General features: G+C 60.0%; 20 protein-coding genes. 15 read left to right on the forward strand and 5 right to left on the reverse strand.

What is annotated here, in order from left to right; all coding sequences use genetic code 11:
* The first annotated feature begins 236 nt into the window (after positions 1 to 236).
* Positions 237 to 539 (forward strand): DUF952 domain-containing protein, encoded by a 303-nt coding sequence (locus EPD60_RS12225; RefSeq protein ID WP_131449758.1) that lies wholly within the window; start codon positions 237 to 239, stop codon positions 537 to 539.
* A 95-nt stretch (positions 540 to 634) separates the two neighbouring features.
* Here the strand turns inward: EPD60_RS12225 and EPD60_RS12230 are convergent, their stop codons facing one another.
* The gene (locus tag EPD60_RS12230) at positions 635 to 1,288 is read right to left on the reverse strand and encodes a tetratricopeptide repeat protein (protein WP_131449759.1); all 654 of its coding nucleotides are present in this window, start codon (positions 1,286 to 1,288) and stop codon (positions 635 to 637) included.
* 145 nt (positions 1,289 to 1,433) lie between these two features.
* Here EPD60_RS12230 and EPD60_RS12235 point away from each other — a divergent pair, with 145 nt between their 5' ends.
* Genes EPD60_RS12235 through EPD60_RS12245 form a run of 3 tightly spaced genes read left to right on the forward strand, consistent with a single transcriptional unit; the run spans position 1,434 to position 3,719 of the window.
* On the forward strand, positions 1,434 to 1,874 hold the full coding sequence (locus tag EPD60_RS12235) for a VOC family protein (RefSeq protein ID WP_131449760.1): 441 nt from the start codon (positions 1,434 to 1,436) through the stop codon (positions 1,872 to 1,874).
* Positions 1,875 to 1,915: 41 nt separating this feature from the next.
* A complete protein-coding gene (locus tag EPD60_RS12240; protein WP_207896642.1) occupies positions 1,916 to 3,103 on the forward strand; it encodes an MFS transporter in 1,188 nt (395 codons plus the stop codon).
* 34 nt (positions 3,104 to 3,137) lie between these two features.
* Entirely contained in the window at positions 3,138 to 3,719 is a 582-nt protein-coding gene (locus EPD60_RS12245) for a PhnA domain-containing protein (protein ID WP_131449761.1), read from the forward strand.
* Here EPD60_RS12245 and EPD60_RS12250 read toward each other — a convergent pair.
* Together EPD60_RS12250 and EPD60_RS12255 are read right to left on the reverse strand one after the other, a co-directional pair.
* Entirely contained in the window at positions 3,716 to 4,525 is an 810-nt protein-coding gene (locus EPD60_RS12250; RefSeq protein ID WP_131449762.1) for a PAS domain-containing protein, read from the reverse strand. The genes EPD60_RS12245 and EPD60_RS12250 overlap by 4 nt on opposite strands.
* A 218-nt stretch (positions 4,526 to 4,743) precedes the next feature.
* A complete protein-coding gene (locus EPD60_RS12255) occupies positions 4,744 to 6,669 on the reverse strand; it encodes a PAS domain-containing protein (protein WP_131449763.1) in 1,926 nt (641 codons plus the stop codon).
* A gap of 243 nt (positions 6,670 to 6,912) precedes the next feature.
* Here EPD60_RS12255 and EPD60_RS12260 point away from each other — a divergent pair, with 243 nt between their 5' ends.
* The 9 genes from EPD60_RS12260 (at position 6,913) to EPD60_RS12300 (ending at position 19,737) form a co-directional block, all read left to right on the forward strand.
* Positions 6,913 to 7,764, forward strand: coding sequence for an XRE family transcriptional regulator (locus EPD60_RS12260; RefSeq protein WP_165871530.1), 852 nt, complete (start codon positions 6,913 to 6,915; stop codon positions 7,762 to 7,764).
* Positions 7,765 to 7,785: 21 nt separating this feature from the next.
* Positions 7,786 to 8,193, forward strand: coding sequence for a response regulator (locus tag EPD60_RS12265; RefSeq protein ID WP_131449765.1), 408 nt, complete (start codon positions 7,786 to 7,788; stop codon positions 8,191 to 8,193).
* Positions 8,194 to 8,232: 39 nt separating this feature from the next.
* Complete coding sequence (locus tag EPD60_RS12270; RefSeq protein ID WP_131449766.1) at positions 8,233 to 9,516, forward strand: YARHG domain-containing protein; 1,284 nt, start codon at positions 8,233 to 8,235, stop codon at positions 9,514 to 9,516.
* A 453-nt stretch (positions 9,517 to 9,969) separates the two neighbouring features.
* Entirely contained in the window at positions 9,970 to 11,373 is a 1,404-nt protein-coding gene (locus EPD60_RS12275) for a hypothetical protein (RefSeq protein WP_131449767.1), read from the forward strand.
* A gap of 28 nt (positions 11,374 to 11,401) precedes the next feature.
* Entirely contained in the window at positions 11,402 to 12,664 is a 1,263-nt protein-coding gene (locus EPD60_RS12280; protein WP_131449768.1) for a hypothetical protein, read from the forward strand.
* A 15-nt stretch (positions 12,665 to 12,679) separates the two neighbouring features.
* Positions 12,680 to 13,699 (forward strand): ComEC/Rec2 family competence protein, encoded by a 1,020-nt coding sequence (locus tag EPD60_RS12285; protein WP_131449769.1) that lies wholly within the window; start codon positions 12,680 to 12,682, stop codon positions 13,697 to 13,699.
* Positions 13,700 to 13,714: 15 nt separating this feature from the next.
* Positions 13,715 to 17,845 (forward strand): hypothetical protein, encoded by a 4,131-nt coding sequence (locus tag EPD60_RS12290; RefSeq protein ID WP_131449770.1) that lies wholly within the window; start codon positions 13,715 to 13,717, stop codon positions 17,843 to 17,845.
* Positions 17,842 to 18,879 (forward strand): polyprenyl synthetase family protein, encoded by a 1,038-nt coding sequence (locus EPD60_RS12295; RefSeq protein ID WP_131449771.1) that lies wholly within the window; start codon positions 17,842 to 17,844, stop codon positions 18,877 to 18,879. Before EPD60_RS12290 ends, EPD60_RS12295 begins: the two co-directional genes overlap by 4 nt.
* Positions 18,880 to 18,909: 30 nt before the next feature.
* Positions 18,910 to 19,737 (forward strand): hypothetical protein, encoded by an 828-nt coding sequence (locus EPD60_RS12300; protein WP_131449772.1) that lies wholly within the window; start codon positions 18,910 to 18,912, stop codon positions 19,735 to 19,737.
* 161 nt (positions 19,738 to 19,898) lie between these two features.
* Here EPD60_RS12300 and EPD60_RS12305 read toward each other — a convergent pair whose 3' ends face one another.
* Both EPD60_RS12305 and EPD60_RS12310 read right to left on the reverse strand, forming a co-directional pair.
* Positions 19,899 to 20,117 (reverse strand): hypothetical protein, encoded by a 219-nt coding sequence (locus EPD60_RS12305; RefSeq protein ID WP_131449773.1) that lies wholly within the window; start codon positions 20,115 to 20,117, stop codon positions 19,899 to 19,901.
* Positions 20,118 to 20,148: 31 nt separating this feature from the next.
* Entirely contained in the window at positions 20,149 to 20,433 is a 285-nt protein-coding gene (locus EPD60_RS12310; RefSeq protein WP_131449774.1) for a hypothetical protein, read from the reverse strand.
* A 377-nt stretch (positions 20,434 to 20,810) separates the two neighbouring features.
* On the opposite strand from EPD60_RS12310, the gene EPD60_RS12315 reads away from it, so the two are divergent.
* Both EPD60_RS12315 and EPD60_RS12320 read left to right on the forward strand, forming a co-directional pair.
* A complete protein-coding gene (locus EPD60_RS12315; RefSeq protein ID WP_131449775.1) occupies positions 20,811 to 21,536 on the forward strand; it encodes an ImuA family protein in 726 nt (241 codons plus the stop codon).
* Between the two features lie 476 nt (positions 21,537 to 22,012).
* On the forward strand, positions 22,013 to 23,512 hold the full coding sequence (locus EPD60_RS12320; RefSeq protein WP_131449776.1) for a Y-family DNA polymerase: 1,500 nt from the start codon (positions 22,013 to 22,015) through the stop codon (positions 23,510 to 23,512).
* Positions 23,513 to 23,678 lie beyond the last annotated feature (166 nt).

Raw genomic sequence — 23,678 nt, forward strand, 5'->3', positions numbered from 1 at the left:
TTGGTCTATTGGTTAATTGGGAAGGCGGTTGCTAAGGGTATAGACCTTACGGTTCGGGCTGCTCTTATTGGAGGCCGTATGCCGCAATCCGCTGTTGGTTCTATTCTTTAAAACCCCAGAACCTCAGAACCTTCTCCTGAACGCTAACCTACAACTAATATTTTAGTTGACAAACTAAAGTTTTAGTTATAGAAGAAAATTTTTGGAACGGATGGGGTGCAGGTCATCTTTGCCGGATGCAATACATCTATCATGTAACCACCCGCGCCGAGTGGGAGCGGGCACAGCAGGAAGGCGCTTACCGGGCGGCGTCGCTTCCCGTGGAAGGCTTTATCCACGCCAGCGCCGACGAGCGCCAGGTGCAGGGCGTGCTGCAACGCTATTTCGCCGGTCAGAAAGACCTGGTGAAGCTCACCATCGATACCCGGAAACTCACCCATGAGCTGAAGTGGGAGCTTGCCCCTTCGGTTAACGAAGAATTCCCGCATATCTACGGTCCGCTGAACCTGGATGCGGTAGCGGAGATCTCCGATCTCTGATCTCCGATGTCCGATCTATGCGCCAAAAGAAAATGGATCGCTTTGCGATCCATTTTTAATAAAATCAGACATCCGATATCGGAGATCGAAACATTTTATCCGGGCATCCGGGCAATGTACTTTTCAATCTGCTTGATCTGGTCTACGATCTGAGGTGTGGTGGGCTTGCAGGCCTTTGCCTTGCGGAAGAAATCCTTGGCGGCGCGGAACTCACGCTTGTTCATCATCAGGCTGCTCATCTGCAAGTAGGCGGCCGCCTGGCTTTCCTTGTCCTGCAGGCCTTTACGCAGTGCCTCGCGGATATAGCGCTCACCGGTCTTGAGGTCGTTTTTCTGGAGGGCCAGCATACCCATCTGCAGCATTGAAGCGCCTTCAGCTTCCTTCATCGGCATGCCCAGGTCGAGCCCTTTCTTCATGTTTACCTCGGCGCTGTCGAAGCGCTGGTTCATCATGTCGATATTTCCTTTTAACGTATAGTAAACCGAGCGGATCGGCTTGTACAGCAGGTTGGGAAACTTTACCGAGTCGATCACCTTCTGGGCCGCTTCCATATTGCCGCTCTCCATATGTTCCTGGATAAGGCGCAGCGGGCCGAAGAAGAAGTGCCCGAAGATCATAATGGCACCCACGAAATAGAGGGGGAAGACCGGCCAGAAGCCGCTGATGGTCAGGTTCAGCGCCAGCCCGCCCAGGATAAGCAGGATGCCGATCGGGAGGCGGTAGCGGATGAGGGTATTGTAGAATTTCATAATATTCCTAAAGGGGGGCAAAGATAAGCGCTATCGGACAGATGGCCCAAGGTACGGGCCGCAAAGCACCCGCTTTCCGTCGCGCCGCCCCCCGCAAAAGCCGCCCCGGGTAGCTTATGTTTGCTGCTCACCGCAAACAAGCGCTATGCAAAAGATCACGCCTTTTCTCTGGTTCGATGGCAATGCCCTGGAGGCCGCCCGGTTTTATACCGGCATTTTTCCCGATGCCCGCATCACCAGCGATCTGCCCGGCCCCGGCGGCAAGCCCATGGTGGTTGCCTTTGAGCTCGCGGGACAAAGCTTCACCGCACTCAACGGCGGGCCGCAGTTTACCTTCAACGAATCGGTGTCTTTCGTAATCGATTGTAAGGACCAGGGCGAGATTGATCACTACTGGGACCGCCTTACGGCAGAAGGCGGTACGCCAAGCCGCTGCGGCTGGCTGAAGGATCCTTTCGGGCTTTCCTGGCAGGTGGTGCCCTCGCGCCTTCCCCAGCTGATCCGCCATCCTGCCGCCATGCAGGCCATGATGGGGATGAGTAAGATCGTTCTGGCCGACCTGGAAGCCGCCGCCGCTACCTCCTAGCCGCGGGCGCGGCGCCTGGCGGGCCCGTACTTTTGCGCCCCATGCAAGCCTTGAACGACGCCGGCATCACCCGCACCCAGATCGCCATCCTTTCGGTTTCCTCCGGTATTTGTGTCGCCAACATCTACTATAACCAGCCCATCCTGGCCGACATCGCCCGCGACACGGGCATCAGCCAGAATGCGGCCGGTTACCTGCCCGTGCTCACCCAGGCCGGGTATGGCATCGGGCTGTTGCTGCTGACGCCGCTCGGCGACAAAGTGAACCGGAAGGCGCTGATCATGATCCTGCAGGCTGCCCTGATCATCGTGTTGTCGATGACGGGGCTCGCCAACAGCCGCGCCGGTCTTTACACCCTCAGCTTCCTCATCGGCGCCTTTGCTACCGCAACGCAGGTGCTCATCCCGATGGCGGCTGTGCTCGCCCGCCGTGATAAAGGAAAGATCGTTGGAATTGTTTTCACCGGTGCCCTGGTCGGGATCCTCGGCGCGCGCATTTTCAGCGGCGCCATCGCCGGCTGGTTTGGCTGGCGGGCCGTTTATTTTATTTCCGCCGGCCTGCTCGTGCTCACAACAATCCTGGTGGCAACCGGCCTGCCGCGCGTGGTGCCCTCCTATGCGGGGAGCTATGCTTCGCTGATCCGCTCCACGGTAGCGCAGCTCGGGCGCTTCTCCCGCCTGCGGCGGATCGTGCTGCTCGGCGCCCTCGTATTCGGCACATTCTGCTCTTTCTGGACGACGCTCACCTTTCACCTGAGCGGACCTCCCTTTGGTTATGGTCCCGATATCATCGGCCTCTTTGGCTTCCTGGCCATCGGCGGCGCGGGTGCCGCCACGCTTTTCGGGCGGCTTGCCGATAAGCAGCCGCCGGCGCGCCTGCAGCTGTTCACCGTGTGCCTGGTGATCGTTTCGCTGCTCGGCGTTTATTTCTTTCCCCTGTCCGCGACGGCCTTTATAGTCACCACCCTGCTGCTGGACATCGGGGTGCAGGCCACGCAGGTCAACAACCTGGCGCAGGTGTATTCGCTCGACGAGTCGGCGCACAGCCGTATTAATACGGTATATATGACCTGCATCTTTACCGGTGGCGCCATCGGCACCTGGATGGGCGTTACCTGCTGGGATGCCGGCGGCTGGCACCTGGTGAGCCTGCAGTTGCTCCTCTGGTCTTTCTTCGCCCTCGTGGTAGCTATTGCGGGCTACCGGGCCTGGCGCCGGCAGCAGCGCTGAGGAAAGATTACCTTCGGACCCTAAATCGCGGAAGATGAAATCAGAAGAAGTGATCCGCCAGCGCAGCGGCGGAACCTGTGAGCTATGTGGCGGCACCGATGCACTGCTGGTTTACGCCGTGCCGCCGCAGGATAGCGCCGACGCCGGCAACAGCGTACTGCTTTGCGGCAAGTGTCGTGCGCAGATCGATAAAAAAGAAGAGCTCGATCCGGGCCACTGGCGCGTACTTTCCGATACGATGTGGAGCGAGGTGCCCGGTGTGCAGGTGCTGGCCTGGCGCATGCTCAATCGCCTCCGCAACGAAAGCTGGGCCGCCGACCTGCTCGATATGCTTTACCTCGATGAGGAACGCCTCGCCTGGGCCAAAGCCACCGGTGACCACGAGAACGACGGCAGCGTGGAGCTGCACCGCGATGCCAACGGTAACCAGCTTTTTGATGGCGACAGCGTCGTGCTCGTAAAGTCGCTCGATGTAAAAGGTTCCACCCTCACCGCGAAGCTGGGCACCGTGGTGCGCAACATCCGGCTCGTGCCCGATAACACCGAACAGATCGAGGGACGCGTGGAAGGCCAGCAAATCGTTATCCTGACAAAATACGTGCGCCGCCAGGGCTAGTTGGCACCGGGCTGCGGCACGGAAGCGTTCACCAGCACACCGTATACGAGCGATGCGTACTGCAGCGGCGTGACCGCGATATCGCAGTAGCCGTCCTTCAAAAGACAGGGAACATCGCGGAGTGTTTCCGCGCCGCCACCGCCAAGCGCCCGCCGAACCGCTTGCAGCAAACTGCTGCCCTGCGCCTGCGGGAACACATCGGTGATCAGCTCTCCCATTAGTGCTTTGTGCTCCAGGCGGCAATACTCCTGGTAGGCTTTGTTGGCGGCGCAAAAACGCAGGTCGCGGTCGAGCACTACGATGAGGTCTTTGCTGGCATCGATGATGGTTTCGGCCATATGCGCACGGTTGCTGAGCAGGAAATCCCTTTGCTGCAATTGTCCTTCCAGGTGATTTGCATGCTGCTCGGCCCGGTGCTGCCGCGAGACATCGCGGAGCAGGCAAAGCGCGCCGTGCCGGGCCCCGAACTTGTCGGTGAGCGGCTGGATGCGCCACTGGTAATGCGTATCACCCGAAGAGGTTTGCAGGTTGGCGGTGCGTCCCCGCCGCAGGGCGTCGTCGAGTGCTTCCAGCAGGCCGTTGTTGCCCATCGCCGGCAGCAGGCTGAAGAGGCGCTGGCCGAGCGCTGCGGTGCGCGTGCGGCCCAGCCAGCGTTCGCCCGCTTTGTTGAGCACGGCGATGCGGTACTCTTTATCGATGGCCAGCACGGGTTCCGGGTTGCCATCGAGCAGCAGCGAGCAGAGATCGGTAATGCCTTGCAAAAACTCAGGGACGGCATAAGTGCCGTGAAGGGGAGTATTTTTCATAGCCGCGCTTTTTCGTTCGTCGCCGGTGGCGCAAACGGGGTGCCTTTCTGCACGCGGTGAAACCAGAATTAACAAAATCCGGCTTTCCGAAAACAAACCCGGGCCGGAAAGGCGCGGAAAGCATTGACAGTCTTTGCACGGAGCCTGCAGCAAGGATTCGTTAATACGCTATGGCTGTGCTTTCACTTTAATAAATGGCAAGCCTGTCGGGCAGGGCACTAACCGGCAGCCGTAACCGAAATGCAGGGAAAGTGGAGGCACACAGTGGTTCCTTCGCCCTTGCGGCCCGCAACGGAAATGCTTCCCTGGTGGGCGTGCATGATCTTGCGGCAAAGCGGCAGCCCGAGGCCATTGCCGCTGAAGCCCGCGTCGTGCGCCCGGAAAAAGAGATCGCACACCCGGTCGTTGCAGGCAGGGTCGAAGCCGCTGCCATTGTCCGTCACCGCTAGCAGCAGCATGGACGGCCCGTTTCCGCGGGGCACCTCCTCGGCGCTCACCTGCACCCGGAGCGGCCGGTCGGGCTGGCGGAATTTCAGCGCGTTGGTAAACAGTTCTTCAAAAAGCAGGCGCAGCTGCGCCGGGTACGCCCGTATCTCCGGCAGGGACGTCCAATGAATATTGCCGGCAAGGCCAAGGCGCGTTGCTTCCGTGCGCAGTAAGGTGTCAAGATCAGTAGGGCTGCGCGATTCCTGCGGAAGGTTTTTCTGGAAGTCGGCGAGGCTGTTCACGAGGCTTTCCATACGCTCGGCGGCGCGTCCGGCTTTTTCGAGCAGCTCGGGGCCCGTTTTGCTGCCGGGTGCCAGCGCGCCAAGCGCGCTGAGGAAATAGCGGATCTTGCGTACCGGCGCGCGCAGGTCGTGCGAAGCGGCATAGAGTACGCTGTCGAGCTCCTGGTTGCGCTCGGCAAGCTCCCGGTTCACCCGCGCCAGTTCTTCGTTCTTCTGCAGCAGCTCCGTGTGGTCTTCCGCAACCACCATAACGTTCGTGATCGTGCCTTGCTCATCGTGCAGGGGCATCAGGCTGACGCGCCCCCGGGCTTCACCCTGCAGGAAACGGTAGTTGTCGCTCACCACCACTTCGCCGGTCCAGCATTGTTCAAGTTGCTGAAAGATGTCGCTGTCGCGGAACCCGGGTCCGTAGATATCATATACGCTTCGCCCCAGCACCTCGTCGCGGCTGCGACCTACATACTCCATAAAGCGCTGGTTGGCTTCCTGGACGATGTATTCGCGGTTGAACACGAGGATCACATCGCGGCTGGCATCGAACACCGAGCGGAGGGCCGAACGGTGGCGCACCACTGCCTGCAGCTGCCCGCGCATCGCGTTTGCCGCCGCCTCCTGCTCCTGCCGCCGCTGCACCAGCTCCGTGATGTCCTGCGTCATCAGCATCACCCCGTAAACGAGCCCATCGCCAAATGTAAGCGGGATAAAATACGCATTGGCATAGCCGCCGCTCAGCGAGAAGGGGATGTTCTTGTACTCCACCGGCTTTCCCGTAAGCGCCTCCTGCATGCCGGTATAGAAAACCGAAGTTTCCAGCCAGGGAAAGACTTCGAGCACCTGCCTTCCGATCATTTCTTCGGAGGTTTTGCCGGCATACTTCAGAAAAGCTTTGTTGACGGCGCGGTATACGAGGCCGGTGTCGAGCACGGCGATATAGTCGTGGGTGTGGTCGAGGATCGCTTCGGCGATGCGGGCCCTGCTTTCCAGCAGCACGTCTTTTTCGTGCAGGGCCGTGCGCAGCTTGCCGATCTCATTGAACTGCTTCATTACCGGCGTGATGTCGCGCAGGAGGCACAGGCCGCCGATGATGGTGCCCCCGTGATTGCGCAGCGGGTTGGCGCGCCACTCAAAAAAACCTTCTTCGGAGCGGTAGCGCTCGTTGCTGAAATGCGCGGCGCCCGTCCAGAGCTGCTCCAGCACGGCCCGCCGCGCCGGTGTGTCGAGCTCGGGAAGCAGTTCAAAAAGGGAACGCCCGGCGGCGTCATCGACGCTGCTGCCCATCCATCGGGCAAAAGCCTGGTTCACCTGCAGCACCTTGAAATTACAATCAAAGGCGATGATGCGCTCCACCATATTTTCCAAAATGAGTTCGGAGAAATCAGTGGCCGAAATGAGCGGTCCGGGAGCGCTTTGTTGCATAGCTTGACATTATAACGGGAAAGGGCAGGTGAAAATAAAACAAAGCCCGGCGCTTTCTAATAATTTTTTAATCTTTCGCCAATCCGGACAGTTTCTATTGCACAATTTTGAAATATATAGCGGCCGGAACCCATAATTCTGCAACTTTGTCCAACCCATTTGACATTTACCTGTGCCTGCACGTCAAAAAGGTTGACATAATCCAGCAAAAAAAGCAACGGTTTGAGCTACTTCGCCCAAAATTTGAAGCATCTGAGAAAGCGGTCTGCGAAAACGCAGGAGCAGCTGGGTCAGGATATCCGGCTGGGCCGCACCACGATCGCCAATTACGAGGCCGGCTTTTCGAGTCCTACCGACCCGGAGGTGCTGATCCGCCTCTCGCACGTCTTCGGCGTTTCGATCGACGAACTGCTGACGCGCGATCTGTCGCAGGCATTTTCCAACGCGGCACCGAACCGAACGGCGGCCGCGGCTCCTCCGCCATCGCCGCTTACCGACTTCGTCCGTCGCCGGCAGGTGCTTTACGAAACCACCCTAAAACTGCATCATTCCATGGGTACGCCGAACGTCATTGTTGTAGACAGCCAGGGCGAAGAGAAGATTGTTTTCGTGCCGAAAGAAGAAGCGGTGCTCTACAGCGAGCGACGTAAGGAAAGCGCCTGGCTCGGCTCCCTGCCGCTTTATGCGTTGCCAGGCCTGCAGCCCGAGACGCACCGCATGTTCGAGGTGGCAGACGGCGCCATGAGTCCCCGCTTCACGCCCGGCGACCGCATCGTATGCCGCTGGCTTGCCGGCCTCGACGACCTGCGCGACGGGCATGCCTACCTCGTGGTGACGCAGGCTGGCCTCTGGCTGCGCCGCGTGCTCAACCGCCTGCCCGAGCAGGGCGGCCTGCAGCTGGTGGCCGACGATCCCACCGCCGTGCCGCCTTCGGCGCCCACCAATGTGCGCCGCGAAGACCTCCTCGAGCTCTGGTCGGTAGAGTGGGTGATCAGCGCCAACCTCGCCCCGCCGATGAGCCAGGTGTACGGCCGCATCGCCGACCTGGAACAGCAGCTCCGCAACCTGAACAGCCGCCTCAACGACCGCCCTTAATCCTTTTCCACCCGAACCATTATGAACGCAGCCTATACGATCTATTATGCCGAAGACGACCTCGACGACCTCTACATCCTGAGCGAGGTGATGGAGGCTTATCCCGAGGTGTCGCTCCGGCATTTCGCCAACGGGCAGCTGCTGCTCGAGACGCTGGCGCGCACCGTGCCCGGCGCCTGGCCCTGCCTCATCCTGCTCGATCTCAACATGCCGCAACTCGATGGCCGGGAGACCCTCATGCAGCTCCGCGCCAATGATGCCTGGAACAGTATCCCGGTAGTGCTGTTCACCACATCCAACAGCGTGCTCGACCTGCGCTTCGCCGCGCAGTGGCAGGTGGAGCTCATCACAAAGCCGCTCCTGTTCGACGGCATGGAGCAGGTAGCCCGCCGCATCGTGGGTCACTGCCGCTCCCGGCTCGCGCGCTGACGGGCTGCGCCGGTTTGCCTATATTCGTAAACCGACTGTATGCCCGCCGTCGCCTCATACCTGCCCCGTCCGCTGCCCCTGTTGCTCGTGTTGCTGTATGCAGCCTTTTGCGTGCCCATGGCGGGTATCGTGCTGCAATATATTCCTGCCGGCACCGACACGGCCTTCCTCGGCATCAAGCAGCAGTATGTAGCGCGGCCCTGGTATCTCCCTGCTTTTTATCTCCATGTATTTATCGCCGTCCTGGCATTGCCCGCGGGGATCACGCAGTTTTTTGCCGTGCTGCGCCGGCGCTTACCTGCCCTGCACCGCTGGCAGGGGCGCATCTACGTGGTGTCGATTCTTGCGGTGGGGGCGCCCTCGGGCTTCGCGATTGGCCTTGTTGCCAATGGTGGCGTGGCGTCGCGTATCTCCTTTTGCGGGCTGGCGCTGCTCTGGTGGTACAGCAGCTTCCGCGCGGTGCAGGAAGCGCGCCGCGGCTCCTTTGACGCACTGCTTGCCGCCGGCTGTGCCGAGCAACCGGCTCCGGTGGCCCAGGCAAGAAAGGATAAGAAAGCTCCCGGCTCCTACCAGCCGAAAGTAGAAACGGGCATCGAAGGTTATTGTTCGGGCGATTTCATTACAGACGGTGAGAACGTTGACTGGATGAGCAACACGCGCATCACCTTCCGCATTGATTCAGTGCGGGCGGGAACCATATTTGGCAACACCATCGTTGCCGGAAACCTGCGTCCTTTTCAAGGTACGCTCACACGCAAAGGCGCTGGCTGGACCTTCACAGCCCGCGAGCCCGGCGACGACCCCCACGACGGCGCCTTCACCGCTTATATCGATAAGGAAGTGCTCGACGGCGGCTGGGAGTGCTTCGACAACAGGGTGAAATTTCCGAAGCGCAGGTACGAGCTCACGCGACGCACGGTTCGCTACGATCCGAAGCTGATGCCCGACAACTCCATCCGCGAAGCCTTTCTGTACGCTACCCGGAATGGCGAAAAAAGGGAAGAGGAAGAAGCACTGGTGGGCGAATACTTCAGCGACGCTGTGTTCCGCCTCAACGCTTCCACGCGCACCCTGCAGCCATCCGACCTCGAGAACCTCTATAAGGCCGATCTCGAATTGCTGCGCAACGCCATTTATGCCCGCCATGGCTACAGCTTCCGCAACCCGCGCATGCGTACCGCTTTTGACCACTCGGTTGATTGGTACGTGCCCGTGTCCGCAGACGTTACCGGCGAGCTGACGCCGCTGGAGCGAAAGAACATCGCGCTCATCAAGCGCTATGAACAACACGCCGAAAAATACTATGATTCCTTCGGTCGCTGAAGCAGCGCGTACTTTTACGAAAGGCCTCCTTTTTTACGCCGTAAGCTCACGGCATTCAGTTTCAACTCAATGCAGGTGGCTGCGTCTTCCGCGGCTTGCCGGCAAGCCGCAAACATACGTGCCCCGGCCTGCTACGGATGGTGTGAATTGCCGTAATTATACGCTCAAAACGGGGTTGAAAATTCAGTATTAATACGGATTGCGCGGGTCCTTCCTGCACAGTAGCTTTGGCTTACAAACCACTGTTATGAGATCGAAACCAGGCTACCCGGCAGCGCCGCCGGGCTGAAGACGCCGGCCCGTTAACGTCTTTCCTTAACCTCTTTTTCCTCGAAAAACATTGCAGCAGATCCTGCTGAGCCGCCCGGACCGAAGCCGGCAGCGGACAGGCTGCTCCTGTGCCCCTGCGCGAACCTGTATCCACCGATTACTTAACCATAAATAACCCGCCACATGTCACAAAGCACTGATGAAATCATCCTGCGCGCCGCCTGGAAGCTTGTCTGGACACCCAATACGCCCTATTACCTGCCTGACGTACTCCGGAACGGCGTTCATTCCGGCAACATCAACATCCCCGCGCTTGAAGGGGCTGCGGTGGGCGATATCGGTCCCATCAACCTGTTCAAGGACGATGTGCTCGGCTACATCACGGTGCGTATGATGAACAACACGGTAAGCGGACTTTCGTCAATCACCGACGGGGGGCTCGATTACAATGACGGCACAAAAACGCTGCGCCTCACCGTTGGCTTTGGCGGCCTGTCGTTCAAAGGCAGCTATGAAGTCGCATCGGGCGGCGTCACCGGCTGCGCCATTGCTTCGGCCAACTCGGTGCTCAACGTGTTCCGCAGTCTCAAAGCCACCGGTGAAGATGATCCCAATATCAACCTGGCGTATCAATACCGCGACCGCCTGACACAGCCCGACAACCCCAACGGCAACCTGCTGGTGAATACATTTTACGACCAGAACGACACCATCAACACAGTGGTGCTGGCGCAAAACGCGATGGTCGGCGGAAAGGTCAACAAGACGAACGGGATGTTTCATAACGCCTGGCTGAAGCACACCACCAACGGGCAGGATACGTCCTATTATATGAACAATACCTCCAACGCTGCGAAAAATCCAGACAGCGGCGGATCCGGCTTTAACGACGACGATTATAATTCGCATGGCTTCTATATGGAAACCCTGCTCACGTACGAAGCCGTCAACCTGCGTAATCTTGGCGACCCGCGCGGGGAAGCGCTTTACAACTCCATCAAGTCGAATTCCTCCAACGGTTCGGAGTCGCTCGAAGACCATGCAAAGGGCTATACCGGCAGCTCCGTGGGCGACTTCATGGGCTACGTTAAAGAAGGCGGTGTCACCGCCCGGATGCAGGCACGCGCCATCGCACCCGAACTGCTGCAACGGAAGCAATCGCTTTACGAAGATGCGCGGGCCGCGGCGCAGGCGCATTATGAAGACTGGATCGCCAACGACCGCCATGAGGAATTTCTAAATACGACTGCGCGCTTCGCTTCTGTGAACGATATCGTACAGCTTACCGGTCACTTTACCGACAATTTTTCGATACCTGCAGTTACCCTCATCGCCGGCATCAGCACCACGGGCGGCAACCTGACGGTAAGCATATCCGATATACAGGCCCATATCGGCGCCCTGAATATCGAGCTGCAGCCCGACAAGGCCTCCGACCTCAATACCAGGGTACAGAACGGCATTGCCAACGCGGGCTTTATGCAAAGCCTGATGAAGACGAAGGTGGAAAACGCCATCAATTCCAATGACGTGAAAACCTACCTGAGCGGCCGCCTCAACGATGCCATCCGCAAAATTTTCGGATAACCCTTTCAACCAAAATAAAACCCTGCTTATGAGTTACGACATCGCTATCGGCGTGCAGCAACAGCAACTGAATACCTGCAGCCAGCAACTTTACAGCCGTGTGCCCGGCCTCTTCCAGGGACAGGGCAGCAACCCGAAATTCCCGGGTATCACGATGACCTGGTCGGCCTCCGCCGCGCCGACCTTCAACCTGTCGCCCTCGGCGGCTACGGTGAAGTGCCTGCACGATGCCGCCCGCGGGCAGCTTACCGATGCGCATCACGATGTGCTGACAACAGAGCTGGTGGCTTCCGCACTGAACAACATGCCGGCTTTCGAGTTTACCTTTTCCAACCTGCACGTGGTGCTGCAGCAGCCCGGCGGCGAGCAAACAACACTCGACATCCCCGCCACCATTGCCTGCCTGCTGCAGGTGAGCGGCGGCGACCTGCAGTTTGTGGCCAACAGCGTCACCATCCCGCAGCAATCCGATCCTACGCAGGACTTCTTTGTTCAGTACCTCGTAAAGCCGCAACTGCTCGAAACCGTCAAGCAGACGCTTGCCGGGCTCAAGGTGCCGGCGCCGCAGATGCCCGGCATCCAGCTGACGCCGATCACCGCTACCATCCAGAACGGGTACGTGCTCGGTCTTGCCAACCTGGGATGGAAGGGGCCTGCCAGTTTCGACGGGCTCGACTGGCCCGGCGGCGGCTTCTTTGCCGTAATGAGCCAGGACGCGATGCAGGCCGTTACCAACGCAGCCATCGGCACCACCAGGAATATTCCCGGCGGCGGCGACGTAGGCACCGATGTGGGCGGCGCCGACTACAGCTACTCGATCAACATCCGCAACCCGACGATCGCTTTCAGCGGACCGAATATCGAGATCCATTTCGGCATCGACGGCAATGTGTCGGCACATGTAAAAGTGCTGTTTGTAAAGATCGGCGTCAACTACGACGTGCTGGGCGGCCCGGCGCCGATCGCCTATACCGCGCTGGGGCCGGCGTCGGGCAGCAATATGAACATCGTGGCCCGCAGCCTCAACGCCTTCACCTTCCTGCTCAAGCCGTCGGGCAGCGTGCTCGACAAGATCCTCTCGGCGATCACCTGGCCCATCACACAGGCCATCACCGCCGTGGTTGCGCCCATCGTTACCACCAGCCTGCACAATATCAACTTCACCAGCTATCGCCTGCCTGATTATTCGGTGAGCATCCAGGGCCACACCCTGCAGTTCACCCCGCAGGTAGAGCGGGTGGATACGGTGCCGGGCCGTGTGCGCATCACCGGTAATCTCCAGGTTTCCTAAACCCAAAATCACCATATGAAACAATTCGCAACTGCCGCGCGCACGCTGCTGCGGCACCTGCTGCTCGCCCTGCTGCTGCTGGCTTCGCTGGGTGGCTTTACGCAGGTTACGGCACTCACAACCGCCACCGCGCCCTCGGGCAACATGATGGACGTTTATTTCCTCGACGTCGCACAGGGCAACTGCGTCCTCATCAAGCTACCCAACGGCAAATTCATGCTCTATGATGCCGGCTCCACTTCCTCGAAGATCGACAAGAACGTCGTTGCCGGCCGCATCCGAACCATCACCGGCGGCGCGCAGATCAGCACGGTCTTTCTCTCGCACGCCGATGCCGATCACATCAACATTCTTCCCTACATCACGGAGGCCGCCAAGCCCACCTTTGTGCATATCAGCGGGCAGAAGAGCGACTACGAGGACGTGCTGGACAGCTGGATAAAAAACCTGCCGAAGAATACCACCTGGGTCACCTACGGACCCAACTATTCATCCACGAAGCCTTCTTCGAATATCGACGGCGACCCGATGGTAAACGTGTACGTGATGGCGGCCAACGTTACCGGCGATGCCAATACACAAAGCCTCGTGATATCGCTCGACTATGGAAAGAACAATGCCCTGCTCACCGGCGATGCCACGCAGACGACGGAGAATTTTATCCTGTCGCAATGGGCTTCCTCGGCGGTGGCTGCCACCATCTTTTCTTTCGGCCACCACGGTTCCAACCATTCGAGCAGCCCGCAATTCATCACCGCTGTTAACCCGAACATCGGCGTTTTTTCGGCCAGCGCCGAGCATATGGGCTACGGCCACCCGCGCTGCGAACTGCTCAACTACGTTCAGGGCTACGTGGATGCAAACGGCAAGAACGGCGTTACGATACAATCGCACCAGATCGATTGCTGGCGCTCCGACCTGGGTAACTACGTCTTCGAGCACAACGACCTCGGTGTTTTCCTGACCGCCACGCAGGGCGATATCCGCTTCCGCTGCGACGGGGTCAACTATATGGTGGAGGTAAGCCGACTCTGATTAAACGAACCGATCATGACACTTGAACAACTCTATACGCAGCTTTCCGACGCGCGCTATTTCCAGAACGGGCAACTGACCCTTCCCGCTGCAGCAATAGACGGCGAAGGCGGCCCCATTGCCACGCTCATCCGCACCTGGGTAGGCAGCGAGCTGGTGATCACCAATATCACCGGCGGTCTTCAGAAGGATGCCGCCGCCATCCATGCACCGGGCAAGCTGGCTTTGTTGGGCGTGCCCGCGCAGCAGGTCAGCGGGATCAGCTTTTCGGTGGTGGATTCAAAGGGAACTCCCGTTGCCGACGGAACGCCGGCGCTCTTTATCGATTATGTGCTGCCCGCCGGCTGGGGGCTTGAAAAATCCTTCCCGGTACTTGCCGGGACCGACCTGTTGCAATTGTCCTTTTCCGACACCCATTTTCTGCTGTCTTCGTCGCCGCGTCCCGCCGGTGACTTCCCCGGGCTGACGCCGGGCCTCACCTTTTATTCGGGTACCCTGCATACCCGCAGCCTCCTGCTCGAAGTGGTGGGATCCCTGCTCGGCGGCAGCACTACCCTTGCTGCATGGGGACCGGTAAGGATCCTGGAAGGCTCCGTGGCCGATCTGTCCGCTCTGAAGCCAGGTGTCGCCATCGCCACCGCCGCACAGCACATCAAACCTGCCGACTTTCTCGACCTGCCGGTGTGGCTGCTTGCCGAAACCGACCTGGGAGCGCAGGGAAAGCTGGAAACCGCAGTAAAGCTCGCGAGCGAAGTGACGATCGGCGATAAGCCGCCCATCGGCATCAGCGTCGACATCAGTGATCCCGGTAAGCTGCTCGTATTCGAAGCGGATATCGCTCATGTAGTTACCTACGAGCTGCAGTCGCTCGCCGCATTTCTCAACGGTGTGCCTATCGGCGAGGAGCTGAAGCAGTACGTGACGAAGCTCAGTACCATCATGACGGTAAAGGCGATCCGACTCTACTTCGCCACCGGCGCGCTTTCCACGAGCCCCGCAAAAGCCTTCGATGCCGTTGCCATCGATGTGGTCAATGCCAGCGACTGGGACCTCCTGCCCGGTTACCTCGATATTGATACGTTCCAGGCGTCCTTCATGGTCAATGGCATCACCTCGTCGCCCAAAGTGTTTACGCTCGTGCGCAGCACCGCGATGCTGTTTGAACAAACCAAGGTGGCCGTGTCGGCGAGCTTTCCCAACCCGAGCTTCGATGCGCAGCTTTACGATGGCAGCACCATCCCGCTGTCGCAACTATTTAAAAAGTTCTATCCCGCCGCAAGCGGCTTTCCGCAGCTGGTGTGCAACCAGCTCACCCTGAGCGGACAGCCGGGCTCGAAGAACTACGGCCTGCAGGTGGGGCTCACCGGCGACTGGAACATCAACGCCGGCATCCGCACTATCCGCCTCGACGAGGCCACGCTTGCGCTTACTTATGACGGCACCAAGGATCCCGCTACCAACGGCAGCCTGCTGGCGGTCGCCACCTTCGAAGGCGGTGATGACGGACACGAGATCGCATCGTTCATGGTCAACTGGGACATCCGCAAAAGCTTTGTGCTGCAAGGGAGCTTTCCCGACATCAACCTCACCGAGCTGGCGAAGTCGATTGCCGGCGCGGCGTCGCTCTACCTTCCGGACGGCTTCCCTACGCTCGATCTGAAAAACACCACCGTTACACTTAGCATCACCAGGGGAAGCACCAACCAGGTGAGCGGCACCACCTATGATTTCAGCATCACGTCTACCGTGCAGATCAACGGTGTGGATGTAGGGTTGGTGTTCGAGCTGGAGAAAAGTCCCGATGGCTGGGGCGTGGTGGCCGGCGCCTGGACCACCAACTGGACCTGGTCGCCGGCGCAGCAATGGCCCGACACCTTCGGCACTATCTGCAAGGACATCAATTTTCAGAAGACGGGTATCATCATCTCTTCGATCCGGAACCCGTCGGTGCAGCTGGCCAACCCGCCCTCGCGCCTGCCGTCGACGATCGGGCAGGGGCTTACCTTCTTTACAACGATCGGTTTCGAAGGCGAGCTGCAGCACGCACTCAGCAAGTTTTTCCCGGGCTCGTCGGGCATCAGCCTCTATGCTTACCTGGCCAACCCGATCGCCAATTCACAATTAGTTGCCACCATCGGTCAGTCGGCAGGTACCCAGAAATATGCCTTTGAAGGATTCACGATGACCATTTCCCCGGCTACGGCATCCTTCGAGCTGAAGGCGGGCGTGAGCTTCACCTTCACCGAGATTGCCGGACCCAACAAGGGAAAGGAGGTGACACTCGGATTCGTTGCGGGAGGCGCGCTCAACCTCGAAGGAGAGTTCAGTCTCTTCTTTGTGTTCAAAGCCGACGAGAAATATGTCAACGATAACCAGCAGCGGATGCTGCAGCAGCATGTGCGCCAACGCCAGGCGCTGGCGAAGCTGGGAAATGGCCCGGGCAGCCCGGCGCCGCCGGCGCGCAGTAAAGGCTGGGTAGACCCGCTTGGCCTCGAAGGTCTTACCATTCACAACTTCTGGGGCGAAGTGGGTGTGATGGCCGCGGGTGAGCTCTTCTTCGGGTTCGGCGGCAACATCGAAGTGGGCACGCAAAACGTGGTGAACCTGGAGATGGACCTCGTGGGTGGCGTGCTCGATGGTGAAATTCCGGAGCTCAATGCTTTCGTGTTCAAGATGGACGAAACGGATAAGGACAAGGCGATCTTCCTCACCGACATCATCAAGGAATTCACCACGCTCGACCTCACGAAAGTTCCCGTGCTCAACAGCATCGGCTTCCGCAAATTCGACATGGCGCTGGTGCTCGACCCGGCAGGATGGAAGAACCCCGCCACCGGAACCAACTACCCGCTCGGTTTTTATGCAAGCGGCGACGTGCTCTTCTACGGCTTCGAAGCCGTCTTCGATGTGGAGATCTATTTCAACACCGGTATCAAAGCCTATGGCTATATCGACAAAGCACTTTCGCTTGCCGGTGGTGTGGTGAAGCTTTCGGACGTAACCGGTTCGAAAGGTCCCTACGGTTTAATCGATACGAGCGCCATACTGGCCACCGACAACAAGCCGGTGCTCACGCTCTCGGGATCGCTTACCGTGCTGGGCTTCACCCAGTCGCTCTACGCTTACGTATCGAACGGCGGCTTCGTGTTTGAAACGGCCACAAGCCTGCTCGACGTATTCAAGGCGCAGATGGCCTGCTCGGTCAAATGGGCCGGCGGTGACTTCAACTTCCACGGCAGCGTCGGCGGCGCCATCAACCTCGACTTCCACACGGGCGACCTCAAGGTAAGCGGTGTGACGGTGGTGCCCGCCATCAACATCCACATGCACCTCGACATGTCGGTTACGCTCGACATTAACCCCGGTTTCAAATTCGCGGTGAAGGGCTCCTTTGCCTGGGGATCACTCACGCTCACCGTGGACGTGGAGCTGCAGATCAAGTCGTGGAGCGACCTGAAGCAGGCGCTCATCGACCTGTTTGTAAAATACCCGGAGAAGCTATTCCGCGATCTGCTCAACGACGTGTCGAAGTGGGTGGATGCCGTGAAGCAAAAGCTTTTCGAAGCGGCCAGCGATGCCGCCCGCGTGCTCAAAGATGTATACAAGGTGCTGGCGAAAGACGCGGTGGACCTGTTGCGCGCGGTTGGATACGGTATGGGCGAAATCATCAAGGCGCTCGTGGATGTGTGGGGGATGCTGCTGCGCGATGCTGAGAAGCTCGTCAGCGATATTGCTTCCTTCTGCTCGGTCAACCAGGCTTACGGCCTGCTGGCGCGCCCCACCCGCTACACGGCGCGCCCCGATATGGACCTGCTCCAGGGGCTTGCCTTCGCACCTGGTGCGCAGCACCTGCTGCTGCACTATTACCTTAACCAGCCGGTGCTGGCGCGTCTTGCCGCAAGCGATGCCGACATGCGGGCCCGCCTGCAGCGCCTCCTCGACGACTCGGTGGCCGGAAGACTGCAACAAGGCTATTTCGTGGAGGAGCTCATTACGCTGTTTGCCGTGGCAGCGCAGAAATCGGACGCCGAAGAGGCGGAGGCGCTCGAGCCCCTGCGCGAAGCCCTGCGTCCCTGGCGCAGGCATCGTTACACCGAATTCCTGGAAGCGATGAATACCGGCAATCAAATCGTGGGTACCTTATGAATGTAGCCATCGACCTTGAAGAACCGAAACTGACGACTGGTCCGCTCGATGCCGCCCGCGACCTCGTGGGCGCCGACCTGGAGCGCTTCGAGAAGGAGTTGCTGAAAACCCTGCGCACACAGCGGCGCTACCTTTCGGCCAACACGATGGAGATCTACAGGCGGGGCAAACGCTTCCGCCCCATGCTGCTCCTGCTGAGCGCCCGCCTCAACGGGGCATCGCCCGTCGGTAAGCCGCTGCCGCCGAAGGTGATTACTGCTGCGGTATCGCTCGAGATGCTCCACGTGGGTTCGCTGCTGCACGACGATATCGTGGACCGCGCCCCGCTCCGCCGCGGTCTGCCCAGCCTCAACGCCGAAAGCGGCAACGAAGTGGCGATGCTGGTAGGCGACATGCAGATGATCGAGTCGATGCGTCGCTTTGTGAGTTCGGTAAAGACACAGGAAGACCTGCGCCTTGTCAGTCACTACCTCGATACCGCGCTCGACCTGTGCAAGGGTGAGATCGACGAGCTGCGGCAACGCGGGGGCTGGAATACCGACTTCCTGCGGCGGCGCTACCTGCGCACCATCGATCGCAAGACAAGCCGCCTCATCGCGCTTTCCTGCGAGGCGGGTGCCCGCCTGGTGGAGGCACGCGTGGGCAAGGTGGCGGCCATGGAGAAATACGGTCTTTACTGCGGCCGCGCCTTCCAGGTGATGGACGATCTGAAGGATATCTTCCAGGACGCCGGCAGCTCGGGCAAGGAGCGCTTCATCGACCTGCGCAACCGGCGCATCACGCTCCCGTATATCTACGTATTGGAAGGCCTGCCGCCGCGCAACCCGGTGCGGCAGATTCTTTCGGGAAGGCCGTACACGGAAAAAGTTTTTGCCGCGGCTACGAGCCTTGTGCCCGCTTCGCCCGGGATCGACAAGGCTTATTCCGAGGCGCGTGTGTACATGCTGAAGGCCTGCGAAGAACTCGAAATATATGGCGACAATCCCTACGCCCGCTGCCTCCGCGACCTCGCAAGGGCCGTTGTGGATGGCTAGCATTTTCAAAACCATTAATAAAACGCGATCATGAATAAGGCAACAAACGAACCGATCCTGACCTTCCTCGTCAATTACCTCTGGCGGCAGATGCCCGACCCCAACTCGCCGTTCTTTCTGCCCAGGATGCTGGGACAGCAGGCACACCAGTATGATCCTTACCATGTGGATGCGTGGGACCTGGGTACGCTTCCGCAAAGCAACGATGCTGCCTGCATCAGCGGCACCACCGCCGGGAGCTGTGTGGGTTATCCCAGTCTCCGCCTCACCGACGTGGTGGTGAAAGGACTCTATAACCTGAAGCCGGGCGCCGACATGCCGGTGATTACCGACACCAATGTGAAGGGTACGCTCAACTTCAACCAGCTCGCGCCCGGCCCCTACGTCACCAGCCAGTACCTGACCATCATCGGCCGCTACCGCTTCGACCAGAAATGCAAAACGGATTCGACACCGGAGCAGGACTTCGGCGTGGAGGGAACCGGCACCTTCACGGCGCAGGTCTTCATCGCCCAGGGAACGATCGATATGAATATCGATCCCGATCCCGCGCATCCCGGTCAACTGATGGTGACGGTCAACAAGATGGAGCTCATTGCCCCGCCCGACACCGGCGCCCAAAAGCTTTGCAAAGCCGATGGCGCGGCGCGCAATTCCAATATCTGTATCTCCGTGCAGATGGACAGCGGCCCGGATTTCAACTTCCTGGCCAACCAGGCGGCGAATTACAAGAAGGTAAGTACGGCCATCATCGACAATATCAACAACACGCTTTCGTCGCCGGGTACGCTCAGCGACATCAGCAATATGCTCACGCAGCAGGTGAACCATATCTTTTCTTCCGGAGTCTATGCCTGAGTCAGGCCAACCCGGAGCCCATCATTCCCGAGCGGGTGCTGCTGCCCGGCGGTGCGGCCGGGAAACGCAGATTGGTTACGGTTTATGATAGCTTAACGCACCTGGTACGACCGGCGTACCTCATAATCATCAAAACCAACCTGCGTTCTTTTGCCTGCTGCTTAATCGGAGCTACGCTCGCGCGCACTGTCCCGCTCCGCGCGTTCTACCGCGGGCTCGTTGGTATCCGTATTTTCCACTGCGCCGCCGATGCCGTGCATCGCGTCCGACAGGGGGCCATGCATATGCTCCTGCGGGTCGGTGGTGTGCAATATGGCGGGGTCGGGTGTGCCGGCCGGGGCCTTGCGTTCTTCGTTGGGTTTGTTGCTTTCAGGGTTCATAGCCCCATGCGGTGCAAAACGTCTGCCAGCCTCAGAGCCGCGCCGCGATGACTACCAGGGCTGCCGTGCTGGCCAGCAGGAGCCAGGCAATGAGGCGCTGCCTGCCCCGCAGCCAGCCGCGATACAGGTACACCGGTAGCAATACTGCGCCGACTGCCAGCGCCAGCAGGCAGGGGATGGTGAGCAGCTCGGTGAAAACGCCCACCAGCACAAAATGATAGGCGCCGGTCGCATTCAGGAGCACCTGTATCCAGAAATAAGCATGGGCAAGCGTGCTGATCGTCAACAGCGCGCCCGGATAAAAGCGGGCAGGCATGGTCGTGGTTTATTGCAAATAAAATCTACCCGCCGGCGCCCGTGCTTGACATCGGTCAAGAAATGATACGAAATGTGTAAGCAGATGCCCGTCCGGGGCGGGTCTTCATTTTCGTGCAATTGTTTCCGGAATCGTTTGCGCAGGTTTTTCCTTTCCCGTGTTCACCGCCGCTGGTCTTTGTTTCAACTTTAAGACGACGGTTGCCGCTACCGTGCATCCGGCCCGTGTTATCTTGGGTCTCCCGTTTTTTATATGTCCGGCTACGTATAAGCTTTCTGAAGAGCCGATCTTCAGCATGCCGGCTCCCGATTGGCCTGCATGTGCATTTTTTTGGCAGGTGCTTTGCTAAAATATTTAGTAAGATTGCACCGGATAACATGCCTGCAAAAGCCGAAATATTCGATCGCCTCCGCAAGGAAATGCTGCAGCTGCAGGGATTCCGAGCGCCCCTGGCGGCGGGCGGCGACCCGCTGGGGCTCGGGCGCATCAACAGCGCTTTTCCCAACGGCGTTTTTCCGCAGGCAGCGGTGCACGAGTTCGTATGTGCGGCACCGGAAGAAGGCGCGGCAACGAGTGCCTTTATCACGGGTTTGCTTTCGGGTATCATGAAGGAAGGAGGCGCGGTGTTGTGGGCGGGCACGGGGCGCCGTGTATACCCGCCGGCGCTGCGCGCCTTTGGCGTTCGCCCCGAGCGTGTGCTGTTTCTCGATCTTAAAAAAGAAAAGGACGTCTGCTGGGCCTTGGGCGAGGCGCTTCGCTGCGGCGCGCTGTCGGCGGTGGTGGGCGAGCTGAAAGACCTCGACTTCACCGGGAGCCGCCGCTTCCAGCTGGCCATTGAAAGCAGCGGTGTGCCCTGCTTCCTGCTGCGCCGCAATGCGCGCGCTGCTGCCACTACCGCCGTGGCGCGCTGGCGCGTGGCGCCCCTGCAAAGCGTACCCGAAGAAGGCCTCCCCGGCATCGGCCACCCGCGCTGGCGCGTGCAGCTGCTCAAAGCCCGCAACGGCCGCCCCGGCAGCTGGGACGTAGAATGGCGCGGCGGCGCCTTCCGCGAGGTGTTGCAGCAAGTAGCGCCGGTGGCGCGCCTGCACCGGAAGGCAGGTTGATGTAGCAATTCTTTGCACTTCGGAAGGTAACCGCAGAGGGACGCGGAGAGCAGAGAAATACAATATTGGTGGAAGTTTCCTCCTGGAAGCAATTTCATTCAGAACGAAGTTGCGAGAGCGCGCAGCAAAGGCTGCCCGCAGCCCTCCTGGCGGCCTCCAGGGGCTTCGGACAACAGCCTTTCCATCCGGGAGTGATGCAGCAGCTAAAGATGTATTCTCTGACCTCCCGCGTCCCTCCGCGGTAAAAAAACCGCCGCAGGGAAATACGGCGTTAACCAGGCAACCCAAAACAAAATGCATTTCTTTTAAGAATGCCGGCCACGCGCGCCGGCATTCTTCGTTTGTGCCCGCCGGTTATGTGGACAAAACGGCCCCTGTTTTGCTAAAATATTTAGTACGTTTGTTTCCGGTAGTTGCCTTACACGGGTTCATCCCGGTGTTGCGGCTGCCGCGGAGCTCCCTGCCAAACCCATGCTATGATGCGTCGCTTCGTTTCCATCTGGTTTCCCTACCTCGCCACCGACTGGCATGCGCGCAAGCAGCCGGCGCTGAAGGATGTTCCCTTCGTGCTGAAGACGCCGGTGCACAACCGCGCCGTCGTCACGGCGGCCTGCCCGCGGGCAACGGCACTGGGCATTCATCCCGGCACCGTGCTGGCCGACGCGCGCGCCCTGCACCCGGGCCTGCAGGCCCTCGACGACAAGCCGGGCCTCGCACCGCAGCTGCTGGAGCGCATCGCCGAGTGGTGCATCCGCTTTACCCCGGTGGCGGCCACCGACGCACCTGCGGGCATCCTGCTCGACGCCACGGGCTGCGCCCACCTGTGGGGTGGGGAGGAAGCTTACCTGGCTGATATCCGGCGCAGGCTGGCCGCGCGCGGCTATACGGTACGCGCGGCGATGGCCGACACGCCCGGCGCCGCCTGGGCCCTGGCGCGCTATGGCAATACCCACATTGCGCCCGCAGGCGCGCAGAAGGAAGCCTTGCGTCCCCTGCCGGTAGCGGCCCTGCGCCTCGATGGTGACACGGTGCAGCGCCTCAACAAGCTGGGCCTCCGCCACGTGTTTCAGCTGTGCGATCTCGCGCGGCCCGCGCTGCGCCGCCGCTTCGGCGACGGCATCGGGCAGCAGCTGCGCCGCGCGCTGGGGGAGGAAGAGGAGGGGGTGCAACCGGTGTGTCCGCCCGCACCTTACGTGGAGCGCCTGCCCTGCATCGAGCCCATCGTTACGCGCACCGGCATCGACATGGCGCTGGAGCGCCTCCTGCAAGCCCTCTGCGCGCGGCTCGCCGCCGAAGGCAAGGGCCTGCGCGCGGCCGTCTTCCGCGGCTACCGCGTAGACGGCGAAGAGCCCGGCATCAGTATAAATACGGGGCGCCCCACGCACCACGTGGAGCACGTCTTTCATCTTTTCAGTCTCAAGGTGGATACCATCGAGCCGGCGATGGGCATCGAGCTGTTTCTCCTGGAGGCCACCGTGGTGGAAGACCAGGACCCCGCGCAGCAGCGGCTTTGGGAAGCGGCCGGCGGCCTCGCGCACCCGCAGGTGGCCGAGCTGCTCGACCGGCTGGCGGCGCGCCTCGGTCCGCATACGTTGCACCGCTACCTGCCCGCCGAGCACTACTGGCCCGAGCGCGCCTTCCGCCCCGCGAGGGAGCTCACCGAAAGCACCGGCACCGAGTGGAAGGTTGACCGGCCGCGGCCCCTCCACCTGCTGTCGCCGCCCGAGCGCATCGAGGTGACGGCGCCCGTGCCCGACTACCCGCCGATGCTCTTTCGCCACCGCGGCACCCTGCACAAGGTGGTGCGCGCCGACGGCCCCGAGCGCATCGAGCCCGAGTGGTGGATCGGCGGCGGCCCCCACCGCGACTACTACTGCCTCGAAGACGAGGTCGGCAGGAGATACTGGGTGTACCGCGAGGGACACTATACCGCGGAAAGGACGGAGCAGTGGTTTTTGCATGGGTGCTTTGCGTGACCTCGCCCACCCAACCTCACCCCCCGCCCCTCTCCGGGACGGAGAGGGGTGACTCTGTTCGTCTGTACTTAAGGGTGTCGTCTTTCTTCTGTTCGATTACTCTGAAGAATAATATTCAATAATCAATGTTCAATGCTCAAGGGGGGGTGCAGCCATTTGAACATTG

The sequence above is a fragment of the Flaviaestuariibacter flavus genome (assembly GCF_004337505.1).
In the GTDB taxonomy this organism is placed as follows: domain Bacteria; phylum Bacteroidota; class Bacteroidia; order Chitinophagales; family Chitinophagaceae; genus Flavisolibacter; species Flavisolibacter flavus.

Bases quoted from the DNA above. Each gene is read 5' to 3' on its own strand.
- EPD60_RS12280 (WP_131449768.1), top strand. From the start codon at position 11,402: ATGAGTTACGACATCGCTATCGGCGTGCAGCAACAGCAACTGAATACC.
- EPD60_RS12255 (WP_131449763.1), bottom strand. From the start codon at position 6,669: ATGCAACAAAGCGCTCCCGGACCGCTCATTTCGGCCACTGATTTCTCC.
- EPD60_RS12250 (WP_131449762.1), bottom strand. From the start codon at position 4,525: ATGAAAAATACTCCCCTTCACGGCACTTATGCCGTCCCTGAGTTTTTG.
- EPD60_RS12285 (WP_131449769.1), top strand. From the start codon at position 12,680: ATGAAACAATTCGCAACTGCCGCGCGCACGCTGCTGCGGCACCTGCTG.
- EPD60_RS12245 (WP_131449761.1), top strand. From the start codon at position 3,138: ATGAAATCAGAAGAAGTGATCCGCCAGCGCAGCGGCGGAACCTGTGAG.
- EPD60_RS12265 (WP_131449765.1), top strand. From the start codon at position 7,786: ATGAACGCAGCCTATACGATCTATTATGCCGAAGACGACCTCGACGAC.
- EPD60_RS12295 (WP_131449771.1), top strand. From the start codon at position 17,842: ATGAATGTAGCCATCGACCTTGAAGAACCGAAACTGACGACTGGTCCG.
- EPD60_RS12230 (WP_131449759.1), bottom strand. From the start codon at position 1,288: ATGAAATTCTACAATACCCTCATCCGCTACCGCCTCCCGATCGGCATC.
- EPD60_RS12225 (WP_131449758.1), top strand. From the start codon at position 237: ATGCAATACATCTATCATGTAACCACCCGCGCCGAGTGGGAGCGGGCA.
- EPD60_RS12300 (WP_131449772.1), top strand. From the start codon at position 18,910: ATGAATAAGGCAACAAACGAACCGATCCTGACCTTCCTCGTCAATTAC.
- EPD60_RS12320 (WP_131449776.1), top strand. From the start codon at position 22,013: ATGATGCGTCGCTTCGTTTCCATCTGGTTTCCCTACCTCGCCACCGAC.
- EPD60_RS12305 (WP_131449773.1), bottom strand. From the start codon at position 20,117: ATGAACCCTGAAAGCAACAAACCCAACGAAGAACGCAAGGCCCCGGCC.
- EPD60_RS12235 (WP_131449760.1), top strand. From the start codon at position 1,434: ATGCAAAAGATCACGCCTTTTCTCTGGTTCGATGGCAATGCCCTGGAG.
- EPD60_RS12240 (WP_207896642.1), top strand. From the start codon at position 1,916: ATGCAAGCCTTGAACGACGCCGGCATCACCCGCACCCAGATCGCCATC.
- EPD60_RS12275 (WP_131449767.1), top strand. From the start codon at position 9,970: ATGTCACAAAGCACTGATGAAATCATCCTGCGCGCCGCCTGGAAGCTT.
- EPD60_RS12310 (WP_131449774.1), bottom strand. From the start codon at position 20,433: ATGCCTGCCCGCTTTTATCCGGGCGCGCTGTTGACGATCAGCACGCTT.
- EPD60_RS12315 (WP_131449775.1), top strand. From the start codon at position 20,811: ATGCCTGCAAAAGCCGAAATATTCGATCGCCTCCGCAAGGAAATGCTG.
- EPD60_RS12270 (WP_131449766.1), top strand. From the start codon at position 8,233: ATGCCCGCCGTCGCCTCATACCTGCCCCGTCCGCTGCCCCTGTTGCTC.
- EPD60_RS12290 (WP_131449770.1), top strand. From the start codon at position 13,715: ATGACACTTGAACAACTCTATACGCAGCTTTCCGACGCGCGCTATTTC.